The 10,749-nt window shown below is 60.2% G+C and carries 18 protein-coding genes; 13 read left to right on the top strand and 5 right to left on the bottom strand.

What is annotated here, in order from left to right; translation table 11 throughout:
- From LVD08_RS27945 to LVD08_RS27915, 7 genes are all read left to right on the top strand, one after another.
- Positions 1-367, top strand: a 367-nt coding sequence (locus LVD08_RS27945; protein WP_247269776.1) for a hypothetical protein, incomplete at its 5' end; no start/stop codon positions are given.
- Positions 367-2,985 carry a phage tail tape measure protein gene (locus LVD08_RS27940; protein ID WP_247269775.1) on the top strand — a complete coding sequence of 873 codons (2,619 nt, stop codon included), beginning with the start codon at positions 367-369 and terminating at the stop codon, positions 2,983-2,985. The genes LVD08_RS27945 and LVD08_RS27940, both read left to right, overlap by 1 nt.
- Positions 2,986-2,996: 11 nt before the next feature.
- Positions 2,997-3,287, top strand: coding sequence for a hypothetical protein (locus LVD08_RS27935; RefSeq protein ID WP_247269774.1), 291 nt, complete (start codon positions 2,997-2,999; stop codon positions 3,285-3,287).
- A 127-nt stretch (positions 3,288-3,414) separates the two neighbouring features.
- The gene (locus tag LVD08_RS27930) at positions 3,415-4,032 is read left to right on the top strand and encodes a recombinase family protein (protein WP_247269773.1); all 618 of its coding nucleotides are present in this window, start codon (positions 3,415-3,417) and stop codon (positions 4,030-4,032) included.
- A gap of 44 nt (positions 4,033-4,076) precedes the next feature.
- A complete protein-coding gene (locus LVD08_RS27925; RefSeq protein ID WP_247269772.1) occupies positions 4,077-4,529 on the top strand; it encodes a DUF1441 family protein in 453 nt (150 codons plus the stop codon).
- A 349-nt stretch (positions 4,530-4,878) separates the two neighbouring features.
- A complete protein-coding gene (locus LVD08_RS27920) occupies positions 4,879-5,061 on the top strand; it encodes a helix-turn-helix transcriptional regulator (RefSeq protein WP_247269771.1) in 183 nt (60 codons plus the stop codon).
- Between the two features lie 3 nt (positions 5,062-5,064).
- Positions 5,065-6,036, top strand: coding sequence for a replication initiation protein (locus LVD08_RS27915; RefSeq protein ID WP_247269770.1), 972 nt, complete (start codon positions 5,065-5,067; stop codon positions 6,034-6,036).
- 238 nt (positions 6,037-6,274) lie between these two features.
- Here the strand turns inward: LVD08_RS27915 and LVD08_RS27910 are convergent, their stop codons facing one another.
- The 5 genes from LVD08_RS27910 to LVD08_RS27890 form a co-directional block, all read right to left on the bottom strand.
- Complete coding sequence (locus tag LVD08_RS27910) at positions 6,275-6,586, bottom strand: hypothetical protein (RefSeq protein WP_247269769.1); 312 nt, start codon at positions 6,584-6,586, stop codon at positions 6,275-6,277.
- A complete protein-coding gene (locus LVD08_RS27905) occupies positions 6,583-6,843 on the bottom strand; it encodes a hypothetical protein (protein WP_247269768.1) in 261 nt (86 codons plus the stop codon). Before LVD08_RS27905 ends, LVD08_RS27910 begins: the two co-directional genes overlap by 4 nt.
- The gene (locus LVD08_RS27900; protein WP_247269767.1) at positions 6,840-7,064 is read right to left on the bottom strand and encodes a hypothetical protein; all 225 of its coding nucleotides are present in this window, start codon (positions 7,062-7,064) and stop codon (positions 6,840-6,842) included. The genes LVD08_RS27905 and LVD08_RS27900 overlap by 4 nt, the downstream gene beginning before the upstream one ends.
- A gap of 93 nt (positions 7,065-7,157) precedes the next feature.
- Positions 7,158-7,328, bottom strand: a complete 171-nt coding sequence (locus LVD08_RS27895) for a ribbon-helix-helix domain-containing protein (RefSeq protein ID WP_247269766.1) — start codon at positions 7,326-7,328, stop codon at positions 7,158-7,160.
- A gap of 386 nt (positions 7,329-7,714) precedes the next feature.
- A complete protein-coding gene (locus LVD08_RS27890) occupies positions 7,715-7,918 on the bottom strand; it encodes a hypothetical protein (protein WP_247269765.1) in 204 nt (67 codons plus the stop codon).
- A gap of 276 nt (positions 7,919-8,194) precedes the next feature.
- On the opposite strand from LVD08_RS27890, the gene LVD08_RS27885 reads away from it, so the two are divergent.
- The 6 genes from LVD08_RS27885 to LVD08_RS27860 are packed head-to-tail and all read left to right on the top strand — an operon-like array spanning position 8,195 to position 10,675.
- Positions 8,195-8,371: a hypothetical protein gene (locus LVD08_RS27885; protein ID WP_247269764.1), complete on the top strand. Its 177-nt coding sequence runs from the start codon at positions 8,195-8,197 to the stop codon at positions 8,369-8,371.
- Positions 8,368-8,616: a helix-turn-helix domain-containing protein gene (locus LVD08_RS27880; RefSeq protein ID WP_247269763.1), complete on the top strand. Its 249-nt coding sequence runs from the start codon at positions 8,368-8,370 to the stop codon at positions 8,614-8,616. The genes LVD08_RS27885 and LVD08_RS27880 overlap by 4 nt, the downstream gene beginning before the upstream one ends.
- Before the next feature lie 43 nt (positions 8,617-8,659).
- Positions 8,660-9,493: a hypothetical protein gene (locus LVD08_RS27875; RefSeq protein WP_247269762.1), complete on the top strand. Its 834-nt coding sequence runs from the start codon at positions 8,660-8,662 to the stop codon at positions 9,491-9,493.
- A gap of 32 nt (positions 9,494-9,525) precedes the next feature.
- Complete coding sequence (locus LVD08_RS27870) at positions 9,526-10,071, top strand: hypothetical protein (RefSeq protein ID WP_247269761.1); 546 nt, start codon at positions 9,526-9,528, stop codon at positions 10,069-10,071.
- Complete coding sequence (locus LVD08_RS27865) at positions 10,068-10,487, top strand: DUF5681 domain-containing protein (protein WP_247269760.1); 420 nt, start codon at positions 10,068-10,070, stop codon at positions 10,485-10,487. Before LVD08_RS27870 ends, LVD08_RS27865 begins: the two co-directional genes overlap by 4 nt.
- Complete coding sequence (locus tag LVD08_RS27860; protein WP_247269759.1) at positions 10,484-10,675, top strand: hypothetical protein; 192 nt, start codon at positions 10,484-10,486, stop codon at positions 10,673-10,675. The genes LVD08_RS27865 and LVD08_RS27860 overlap by 4 nt, the downstream gene beginning before the upstream one ends.
- Positions 10,676-10,749 lie beyond the last annotated feature (74 nt).

Here is a 10,749-nt window from a genome sequence, read left to right as displayed (position 1 = left end):
CCGCCGCACCGCCAAAGAGGCGCGCGAACGATTCGAGCCGCCGCTGATGGTGATGTTTATCGGTGTCATGGACTGCAAGCGCGATGCCGAGGTGCTGCCGTGCTTCGGATGGTCTTGCGAGTACGAGCTGGCCGGAATTCGCCGGCAGTTGTTCTTCCCTGGCACTGAGCGAGCTGTCGACGCCATGGCTCGCGCCTTGATCGATTACGCGCACAGCGTCGAGCGTGGCAGTGGTATCAGAGCCGCCGCCGTGTTGATGCAGAAAACCACGCCACCTGATGACGCTGTGATCGTTGTGCAGCCTCCGGAGGGCATTCCCCCGCACGAACACGCAGCGCGCCTATACGACGCGCTCAGGAGGCACTGATGCTTCAGACATCAACGCTCAGGCTTGCGATCGACAGTCGCGACGCTGAGCAAAAGGCGGCAGACACCCGAAAGGCCATGAAGGCGCTGGAGGAGGCAGGGCTGCGAATTCCGCCGAGCCTGCGGAAGGCGGCGGCATCGATGCAGGAGATGGGCGAAAAGTCCGGTGCAGCGACTCCGCAAGTCAGCGTAATGACCAAACAGCTCAACACGCTCGCAGTAATGGCTATGCGGTTGCCCGGCCCGCTCGCTGCTGCTGCCGCTGCCGCGTTCAGCGCCGTGAAGATATCTCAGGCGGCCCAAGCATACACCGAGCTCACAAACAGGCTGAAACTGGTCACAGAGACCTCAGAGCAGCTCGCATATGCGCAGCAGAGCGTGTTCCGGGTAGCTCAAGACACCAGGCAGTCGATGGAATCGACCGGGCAGGTTTATCAGCGGATCGCGCAGAACGCCAGGCAGCTAGGGCTCAACTTTCAGGAAGTGGCGGCGATCAGCAAGACGGTCAGTCAGGCTGTAGCTCTCAGCGGAGCAAGCGCCCAGGCAGCAGACGCATCAATGGTGCAGTTCGGTCAGGCGCTGGCCTCTGGCACGCTTCGCGGCGATGAGCTGAACTCGATCATGGAGCAGACGCCGGCGCTTGCCCAGGCGATTGCTAGAGGGCTGGGGGTAAGCATTGGGGCTCTCCGCAGCATGGGGGCCGAGGGGCAATTGACCGCTGAGAAAGTCGTCACTGCCCTGCAGAACCAGCGTGACAAGGTGAACGAGCTGAGCGGCATTCTGCAGGTGACCACCAGCCAATCAATCACCGCTTTCAACAACTCCCTGACAGTGACCTCCGCAAATCTCGACAAGGCGCTGGGGGCCAGCGAGAAGTTCGCGAAAGGGGTTCTGTCGCTGTCGGAGGCGATGGATCGGTTTAACTCAGGCGAGTTCCTGGACTTCTTCCGCGACGACAAGAAGACCGTTGCCGGGCTGAATAGCGAGCTCAGCGTGACCATGTCGGAGATGCGCGACCTGGCTGACATTCGAGCCAAGCTCATCAAGGGCAAAGCCGGCGATACCGCGTTCTACAACTTCAAGTTCTACGACGTCGACGAACTCGACAAGTCGATTGCTGACCTCGAAAAAAAGGCCGGCACCATAAGGTCAATCCGCACCCGCATGGAGGGCACCGCCGCCGGCATCGGTGCGCAGCAGCCGCCAGGTGATGATCCGGGCAAGGCCGTAAACCCGGCCTACGAGAAACTCCTCGCAGACCTCAAAAAGCAGGCCGCACTCCAGGGCGAGAACACCGAGGCGGCGAAAGTCCGCTACGCGATCGAGAGCGGCGAGCTCGGCAAGTTGTTGCCGGCTCAGCAACAGCTGCTCCTGCAGTACGCCAAGGAGAAGGATGCCAAAGCAGCCAATGCCGAGGCCACCAAGAAAGCCGCGCAGACCAGCGAGCAAGCTCGCAACGCCACCCAGCGAGCCTTCCAGACAGCGGACGAGGACTACCAGCGGCAGATCGCGCTCATCAACCTGAGCACTGACAAACGCCAAGAGGCGTCCGAGGTCGCGAAACTGGGCTTTGAGATGGAAAGCGGAAAGCTGACCCAGCTCAACGATCAGCAAAAAGCGTATCTGCAAGGCAAGGCGGCCGAGCTGGACGTGAAGAAAAAGATCCAGCTGCAAAACGAGGCCGACGCCAAATTCAATGCCTTTCTGACCTCCCAGCAGAGCCAGACACTGACCCAAAAGAACGGCTATGACATGGACTTGGCCGGCATGGGTCTGGGTGACAAAACCCGGGAGCGCCTGCAGCAGGAAATGCAGATCCGTCAGCAGTATGAGAACGACCTCAAGGCGCTTGCTGCCCAGCGCACCAGTGGCGACCTCGGCCAAGAGGATTACACCCGGCAGACCGAGGCTCTGCGAGAGGAGCTGTCTGCGCGCCTTGTGTTGCAACAGGACTACTTCAACCAGGTCGACAAAGCCCAGTCGGACTGGTCGATCGGCGCGTCCTCAGCGCTTCACAATTACATCGATCAGGCGCGCGACGTTTCCGGCCAGACCCGAGACCTGTTTACGAACGCCTTTGGCAGCATGGAGGACGGCATCGTTGAGTTTGTGCGAACCGGCAAGCTGTCATTTTCCGATCTTGCAGACGGCATCGTTGCTGACTTGATTCGGATTCAGGTGCGCAAGGCGGCCGTGGGCATCTTCAGCAGCTTCGCAGGTGCAGGGTTCGGCTTTTCCGATGGCGGTTACACCGGCGATGGCGGCAAGTTCGAGCCGAAGGGAGTGGTGCACGGCGGCGAGTTCGTGGTGCGCAAGGATGTTGTCAGCCAGCCTGGCGCCCGAGAATTCCTCGAGCGCATGAACGCGAACAGGAAGGGGTATGCCGACGGCGGTTATGTCGGGTCAGCGGTCGCCTCGTCCTCACCAAGCACTGGAGGAGGTTCAGCCCCATCGGCGATGCCTCAAATCATCAACCAGGTGACGATCCACGGGAACCCCACCCAGGACGAGCTCGACAGGGCCGAGATGTCTATTCAGAAAGGCGCCGAGCGCGCCTACCAAATGATCTTGCGCGACTTCAAGATGAATGGCCCGGCCCGACAGATGATTAAGCGCTAGGAGGTGTGATTGTGCGTGTTTCAGATTTGGACGGCGGCGAGCTGGTCGACGTGATCAGCAAGGCAATTTTCCCGGTAGTGTTCGCCGGCATAGGCTCGCAGCCAACACCTCGCGCGGTGCGCGAAAGGATGCACCTCAATGCCGAGGTCATGGGCCGAATCATGGGCGTCCTGCTTTGCGGTGATGAGGTTGGGCAGGAAGTTTTCGACATGATCGACCGGAGCGTGATGCACATGAAAGCGGGGCACGACGAATCCCTGGGCGAACTACTCGGCCCCGGCGGAGAGTTTAGTAGGCTGTAACGGAAAGGTATGCACCACCTGAAACGCCCATATTCTGCCAAATATGGGCTTTTCCTTGATAAGTAACAGTTAAAGTGCAACAGTAGATAAATTGCACCTTTACTGATACACCCCAAGGAAACGGGCCATGTTCATCCGCGCTTACCTGCGAGCCTCCACCACCGAACAAGACGCTACCCGGGCACGCGAGTCCCTGGAGCGATTCGCCGCCGATCATGGCCAGGCCATTGCCAGCGAGTACACCGAGAACATGAGCGGCGCCTCGGCCGATCGTCCGGAGCTGCTCAGACTGCTCAAGGATGCCCGCGCCGGTGACGTGCTGCTGGTCGAGTCGATCGACCGGTTGTCTCGCCTCCCCCAAGCCGACTGGCAGAAGCTGAAGGCCGCGATCGATGCCAAGGGGCTGCGCATCGTCGCGCTCGACCTGCCCACCAGTCACCAGAGCATGAAGGACACCGCCGGCGACGAGTTCACAGGCCGGATGCTGGCTGCGATCAACTCAATGCTGGTCGACATGATGGCCGCCATTGCCCGCAAGGACTACGAGCAGCGCCGGGAGCGACAAGCCCAGGGCATCGAGAAGGCGAAGGCCGAAGGTCGCTATCAGGGTCGCCCGGTGGACGCGGATCTGCACAAGCGGGTCAAGGAGCTGCTCAAGGCCGGTTTGGGAGTGCGAGCGACAGCCAGGCACGCCAACTGCTCGACGACGACGGTGCTCAAGATCCGCGACAGCATGGGTGTCTGATAGAGTGTCGGACGCCCGACAGACAGAACCCGACACCGCCCGACATGAGCAAATTGACCCTTGGCCGCATGGCTAAACTCTACGGATTGCACCGCTCGACGCTGTATGAGGCTGTCGAGAAAGGCCGCGTGTCTGCAGGGTTTGACGGCAAGGGCCAGAGGGTCGTCGACCTGTCCGAAATGATCCGTGTCTACGGCGAACCGCCCGGAGGCCAGACAGCAAAACCCGACACCCCGACACCACAATCCGACAGCACCCCGACACCTGCTGGCTGGGCTGAAATGGCAGCCGAGCTGCGATTGTTGCGCGAGGAAGTGGCCGGACTGCGCCAGGAACTGCGATTGATCGGGCATGAGAGGGCAGATGCGTCCAAAGCTGGACACACCGTCCAACCCCCGGCGGGGGATGAACCCCCAGTGAGGGAACATCCCCCAATGGGGGAAGTTGAGCGACCCAAGGCGCAGACGTTCGCGGATCTGCTCGACAGTCTGAAATGACGTCGTGTCGCGACACGTTTTCACGATTCGCAAAACGTGTCGCGACCTTATAAATCGAGGGTTTGAGGGGTATTTATTAGGGTTGCTTTGGTTGCGATGGGTCGTTAACATCGGCCATAGTTTCTGCAACGCAGAAAAAGCAAAACCCCCGATCGGGTACGAACCGAAGCGGGGGTTTCATGAACCAGAAGGTTCGGACTTGCGAGAGTACCTTGACACGGATGCTCTTAGTTCCAGTTAGCAAAAGCTAACCAGTGGGTGAGATAGTACCATTGGTTCTCACGGCGTCAACACGCTGCGCGACACGCTGACGAATTGCAGGCCGGGCCTTCATTGATCGAGAACGACAATGAAGATCGACACGCACCGCTCCTCCGGCCAGGCTACCGCTGCCGCCATCGGCATCACCGAGTCCACGCTCATCCGCTGGGCCAAAGACCCTGAATTCCCCCAACCCCTGCGCATCACGCGCAAGGTGGTTCGTTACGACCTGGACGCCGTAAAGCGTTACCTGTCCGAACGGGCGGCATGATCTATGGCCGCCAAAAGGGCACCCCGCAGTAGTGGGGATGCCCACTCGCACCCGCAGAAATCGCTCGACTTCTTGCATGGCAAGATGCCGTCACGGCCCTACTGCACCAATAACCCTTCCATCGAGGGGCTGTATCGCCTCAGCTACGAGGAGGCTATTGAGTACCTCCTGATCCAGCCCAACACGGCCAAGCGCGTCGTGTGTCTGTGTTTCGACGTCGACCGCCCGTTTGCGGCCATCGACTGGAGCGATCGCAATTGTCCTCCGCCGAACGTCACCGTCCGCAACCCCGAGAACGGCCACGCGCACCTGATCTACATGCTCGAGGCGCCGGTGGCGGTCTCCGACGTGGCCCGCATCAAGCCTGTGATGTTCATGGCTGCGATTCAGGAGGGTTTACGCCGTGATTTGGAGGCCGACCGGGGATATTCCGGGCTTGTAGTCAAAAACCCATGGCATAAACACTGGATAACGCACGAATGGCGCGATATTCCCTATGCCCTTGAGGATCTGGCCGAGCTGGTCGAGCTGCCCACCATGGCCGAGATGCGCCGGCGGAGCAGGCAGGCCGACTATGCAGGCCTCGGGCGCAACTGCACGGTGTTCGAGGTGGTGCGCAAGCAGTCCTACAGCCTGGTGCGCGAGTTCTGGCGTCCGGACGGCGAAAAGCATTTCACCAAGGCCGTTCTTGACCTGGTACTGGCCTCGAACCTCAGCGACATCGGCAACCCGATGCAGCCGAACGAGTGCAGGGCGATCGCCAAGAGCATCAGCAAATGGACGTGGGCCAGGTTCAACCGGCATGAGTTCAGGGCGATACAGTCGGCCAGAGGGCAAAGGAAGGGCGCAGCCAAGCGTGAGGAGCTGCTACCCACGGCTCAATCCATGGCTGCAGAGGGAAAAGGCGTGAGAGAGATTGGTGAAGCACTGGGTGTTTCGCACATGACGGTGAGTCGGTGGCTCAAGCAGGTGTAACAAAGCCATATCAGATATACAGCTCCCAGCTGACCTTCTGACGTGCAATGTTCCAGCCTGAGTGCAGGGAGAGTGATGGGCAGAGTGGTAAGAACGCCACAGTGTGGTGATTGCACTCGGTACCGCTCGCGTAATTACTGGAGATGAACCAGATTTGGATCATGGCTCAGTTTTGATCCATCCAAAGCTGGATGCATTGAAAGGGCACCACCCCGTTGCAGGGTAGTGCCCGGTGATACTACGAAACGCTCGTAGTATTGGAGTGCTTGAGGAGAGCCCTGCGGTGAGCTTGGATCGCGTAGGCATTGTGCTCAGCCTCAAGCGCTGGCTCCTCGAGCTCGTCGTCCATCATCACGCACCAGTCGACGACCTTACTTTCCCACTCCTTGACGTCCATCATCCCCAGTTCGGCGATCGCGTACGCATCGCTGTCCTTCGGCAAGCGCTTCATGAGCAGCTCCAGGACTGCTTTCGTGTTGTCGAACGACTTCTGCACGGCCAGCAGGTCGCCGACGGCGGTTGAGGCGATTGCGTAGGCTGATCGGCTCATTGAGCACCCCCAAGCGCGGCAAAGTTGCCATTGATCACTTCCAGCGCTTGTTCCGCTTCCGAGAGGTGCGTTTCAGCCAGGTAGACGCCGAGATTCGACAGCCCCGGGGTGTTCTGGCCTCGGGAGTGCTTTTGATCATCGCGAATGGCGACCATCAGGGCGAGCATCCAGTCGGCGAACTCGCGGCCGCAATCGAGCTGGAACAGGGCCTCTTCGGCGACTTGCTTGCAGGAGGTGGCTTTCGATTTGGTGTTCATTGCGCACCCCCTTCAACCGCGGCCGCTTCTTCGTGGAGCATGGCAGCCCAGTTGATTGCGCAGTTGTGCGCCATGACCGCGAACACTTTGCCCAGTGCCGGCGGCGTGCCTGGAAGAGCTATAACCGTCATCGCGAAGGCCAGCAGCTCAAGCACTACAGCCGTTTCGGCGATAATGTGTTGATTTTCAACGGATTTAGTGGCATTTTGGTACAGTTGCATGACGTGTCCCTCAAAGTTGCGTCGTGTGGCAGCCGACCCGGTGTTAGCGCACCGGGTTGGCACCTCTTCTCAATCGGCTAAATTCTCAGCCGGTTACTGCTTACCTTTCTCTTTGGCCTCAAGCCCCGCCACCAGAAGCGCGCGGATTGCTGCCGTCCTGTTTACCTCGACCCCTGTATCACCGGTGACGCGCTTTGCGTATGCGTCGACGCGCTCGATCAATTCCTGGGGCAGTCTCATCGTTACGGTTGGTGTGTTTGCCATGGGAGCCTCATCTCGTCTTGATGGGCTTAGTGTAAGACAGTGTCTTACACAGGTCAACAGGGGATGCAAAATAATTGCAGCCCCCTGAAAGAGGGTCGCATCACCATCATGGTGATAGTTGGCCAGGGAGATGCGCGCAAAGCTGCTCACATATCTGACCTACCAGAACGGGAGGGCAGGTAACGCTGCGAGCGTTAGCGGGCCAACCAAAAGCCGGGCAGGAAATGTTTTGTGGCCACCGCCTGGCCCCATCCTGCAATGCAGGACGTCCCGAGCTGATGTAGCAAAACGCGAGGGCAGGCGAGGTTTCCTCCAATGGCGGGAACCTCGGGAGTATTCCTCAAATTGAGGAAAAGCCTCGGAGGAGTACAGATGTGCTCTTTCGCTCAGAGACGCAGCTGTCGGATCACCTGGTTGGAATCGACGCCGGCAGACAGAGCTGAGCGTGCGTCCTTTGTCAGCTGGTCGAGCGCCTTCTCCTCGAATGTGGCGGCCATTGATGCGGCCTTGCGAACGATCAGCACAGCCAGCTCCCGGGGAAACTGGATTGATTCGGGCTTGGGTAGGTAGTCGCGCTCGATGATCGACATGGGAATCTCCTCAGGTTTGAGTGCATCAGGGCAAGCCTGACAGCAGGTCAGAACAGGTTACGCACGGTAATACCCATTTGCTTGCGTAATCGTTGCAGTTTGACCTATTCAGAATTACTGCAACGCATTGCAAACCATCGAAACCACGTTATGCCCTTTCTATGCGGCACTCGCCCGCGTTATGACGTTTCAGTTTAAGCACACCCAAAAAACACTGTGTATATCCACATATCACACCTAATATGGGCATATCGGCACATCGCACATGAGGCAGATATGAACAACACCAAACCACGCAGCCGCCAGATCAAAGCGACCAACACCGATATCGCAAAGGCCTGGCTTCGCCTGCGCGATGCAGCAGACGCCGGCAACCTCGAAGCGTCCGCCCTGTTGATCGCGCTGGCTGAGCGTCGACCCCTGATTAACCCGAGCCATGGAGTGGCTGTATGACCGTTGCAGACATCACGAACAACAGCACCTCGGCGCAGCGCGCCCGCATCTTGGCTCACTTGCAGGTAGGGCCATTGACCACCGTTACAGCTCGCGACGAGCTCAACGTCATGCATCCAGCGGCACGGATTCAAGAATTGCGCGAGGCGGGCTACCCGATCCGCACTCACCAGCGGCCGGTCGTTGACGGGCACGGCCGGACACACAAGTCGGTAGCCGTTTACTACCTCAGCACCGCCGCCTGACCACTACCAGGTGAACGGATCGTTCACCCACCCGGAGATTCCTATGCAAACTGAAAATGACCAATCCAAGGCGCTGGACGCACTGAATGAGCATGGCCTGCGCATTCAACAGCCTTACCCGACTCCGCAAGCGGCCATGCCTGTACGTCCACCAGAGGCGCCCGTGCTGCCTACCCTGCCGCGCACCACGAACCTGATGGGTAACGACAGCTGGACTCGCGAAATCAAGGCTGTGGCCGGCCCGTTCGCTGAAGACCGCGCGCTCCTTGGTGCCCTGCAGACGCAGCGCCGCATGGTCGAGAGCTTCGAAGCCCTGGAGGCGATCCGAAAGAACCGCAACCCGGCAGACACGGCAAGCGCTCACCTCAACCGCGCATCCAAGGCCTACAGCACCATGCTCGAGGCTGCAGCCCGCAACCACGACGCAACGCTCAACACGATCAAGGGGCGACTGCTCGAGGTCGCCGACCAGGTAGAGGCCTCGCTCGGCCTGCAGGTGTCGCTCGATGCCGCCGAGATCCGCAAGGCGCTGCGAGCCATGACCCCGGAAGCGCGCGGCAAGGCCATCCAGGCGGCGATCGACAGCAAGGACGGCGCGATCATGCACGCCGTGTTCACTGGCCGCGAGATCACCACCGGCGTCAACGACGTGCAGCGCAACAGCTTCCGCCGGCGCGCAGAGGAGAAGTACAGCCCTGACCTGCTGAAGCTGCGCCAAGGTCTGGAAAAGGCCGAGGCGCTGGTCAAGGGCGCATTTCAAGACCTGTTTGCCGTCGAGTCGATGGTTGCCGGCAAGCCCGAGGTGGCCAGCGCGTTCGAGAAGCAGACGGCGGCGTCCGACGAGGCTTGGCTCAACTTCAACCGGGCTATCAGTTGAGCGTCTGCATCACCGTTACAGCGGTGTCGGCCATGCTGAGCTCGAACGAGCCCGTGGCCTGCCTGCCTGACCGCTCGATCATCATCGGCGTATCGCACCCATGCCTGGCTCACTGGGCTGAGCGGTTCGCCATGGCTGAGCCGGCCGGGGGTGTCAGCGATACCGCCTCGCGGGTTCAGGAGCTGCTCCAGGCTACCGACATTGACGGCGATCAGGACGTGGTGGTGATCCATGCAGGATGGAGCGACAGAGACGGCGCTGCCGTCGCTTTCATGTTTCGTCGGTCGCGTGGGTTCCAGCCCCGCCGCCTCGATCGCGGTTACGCCATCTATCCGGAGCTGTGCTCTAGCGTGCCCGGGCTTGGCCGCATTGCCTCTCTCGGGTCTGAGGTGATCGGTTACGGCCGGCCAGCTCAGGACTATCACGCTGCCGTCTTCGAAAACCACCAGAAGGGCTATCAGCTGGCAAGTCGCTGCGGTGCGTCGCCGGCATCGAACACCTATCACCTGGCCACGGTCGACGCGGGTTACTGCGGATCGGCCGAAAAGGATCTTGAGCTGAAAGGAGCAGCTGTATGACGCAAAGCGGCAGAACGAAGGCCGGGACATTTGCACCTGGCGTATCTGGCAACCCCGGCGGCCGCTCCAGTCAAACCCGGGAGATCCGCTCGCGCCTGGCAGAAGGCGCCGATGCGGTAACGAAAAAGGTGCTTGCCGCCGCCAAGAAGGGCGACATGCAAGCCTGCCGGCTCATTCTTGAACGACTGGTGCCACCCCTCAAACCGGTGTCGGAACCTGTCACGTTCGCCCTGGATGATACCGACCTGCCGGCGTGCGCTCGATCGATCCTTGCCGCCGTTGCTGATGGCACCTTGCCTCCAGACCAAGGCAAGGCACTCATTGAAAGCGTCGTGAGCATGGCCCGGGTAATCGAGGTGGCTGAGCTCGAGAAGCAGCTCGCCGAGTTGCGCGCGATTCTGGAGGCCCGCCCATGAGCCGGCGCGTCCTCCTGGAGCGACTGAAGAAACAGGCCGAGCAGTCCTCTACTGACGAGACTGTGCGGCAGATCAGCCAACTTATGGACGAGCTCAGCGCTGCAGTGGTCGACGGCCAGCCGGTACCGGAAATGACGCTGGCCGAGCTGATGGAGGACTCCCATGTCCCTCAAGACACTCGGCGCTGAGATCCGCCGCACCGCCAAAGAGGCGCGCGAACGATTCGAGCCGCCGCTGATGGTGATGTTTATCGGTGTCATGG

Source organism: Pseudomonas sp. YL2 (assembly GCF_023063025.1).
Classification (GTDB): domain Bacteria; phylum Pseudomonadota; class Gammaproteobacteria; order Pseudomonadales; family Pseudomonadaceae; genus Aquipseudomonas; species Aquipseudomonas putida_A.
The sequence above is the reverse complement of the archived record's forward strand: the minus strand, read 5'-3'. Positions and strand labels throughout refer to the sequence as shown.

Coding starts and splice junctions, on each gene's coding strand:
- LVD08_RS27940 (WP_247269775.1), top strand. CDS start 367: ATGCTTCAGACATCAACGCTCAGGCTTGCGATCGACAGTCGCGACGCT.
- LVD08_RS27930 (WP_247269773.1), top strand. CDS start 3,415: ATGTTCATCCGCGCTTACCTGCGAGCCTCCACCACCGAACAAGACGCT.
- LVD08_RS27925 (WP_247269772.1), top strand. CDS start 4,077: ATGAGCAAATTGACCCTTGGCCGCATGGCTAAACTCTACGGATTGCAC.
- LVD08_RS27920 (WP_247269771.1), top strand. CDS start 4,879: ATGAAGATCGACACGCACCGCTCCTCCGGCCAGGCTACCGCTGCCGCC.
- LVD08_RS27915 (WP_247269770.1), top strand. CDS start 5,065: ATGGCCGCCAAAAGGGCACCCCGCAGTAGTGGGGATGCCCACTCGCAC.
- LVD08_RS27910 (WP_247269769.1), bottom strand. CDS start 6,586: ATGAGCCGATCAGCCTACGCAATCGCCTCAACCGCCGTCGGCGACCTG.
- LVD08_RS27905 (WP_247269768.1), bottom strand. CDS start 6,843: ATGAACACCAAATCGAAAGCCACCTCCTGCAAGCAAGTCGCCGAAGAG.
- LVD08_RS27900 (WP_247269767.1), bottom strand. CDS start 7,064: ATGCAACTGTACCAAAATGCCACTAAATCCGTTGAAAATCAACACATT.
- LVD08_RS27895 (WP_247269766.1), bottom strand. CDS start 7,328: ATGGCAAACACACCAACCGTAACGATGAGACTGCCCCAGGAATTGATC.
- LVD08_RS27890 (WP_247269765.1), bottom strand. CDS start 7,918: ATGTCGATCATCGAGCGCGACTACCTACCCAAGCCCGAATCAATCCAG.
- LVD08_RS27885 (WP_247269764.1), top strand. CDS start 8,195: ATGAACAACACCAAACCACGCAGCCGCCAGATCAAAGCGACCAACACC.
- LVD08_RS27880 (WP_247269763.1), top strand. CDS start 8,368: ATGACCGTTGCAGACATCACGAACAACAGCACCTCGGCGCAGCGCGCC.
- LVD08_RS27875 (WP_247269762.1), top strand. CDS start 8,660: ATGCAAACTGAAAATGACCAATCCAAGGCGCTGGACGCACTGAATGAG.
- LVD08_RS27870 (WP_247269761.1), top strand. CDS start 9,526: ATGCTGAGCTCGAACGAGCCCGTGGCCTGCCTGCCTGACCGCTCGATC.
- LVD08_RS27865 (WP_247269760.1), top strand. CDS start 10,068: ATGACGCAAAGCGGCAGAACGAAGGCCGGGACATTTGCACCTGGCGTA.
- LVD08_RS27860 (WP_247269759.1), top strand. CDS start 10,484: ATGAGCCGGCGCGTCCTCCTGGAGCGACTGAAGAAACAGGCCGAGCAG.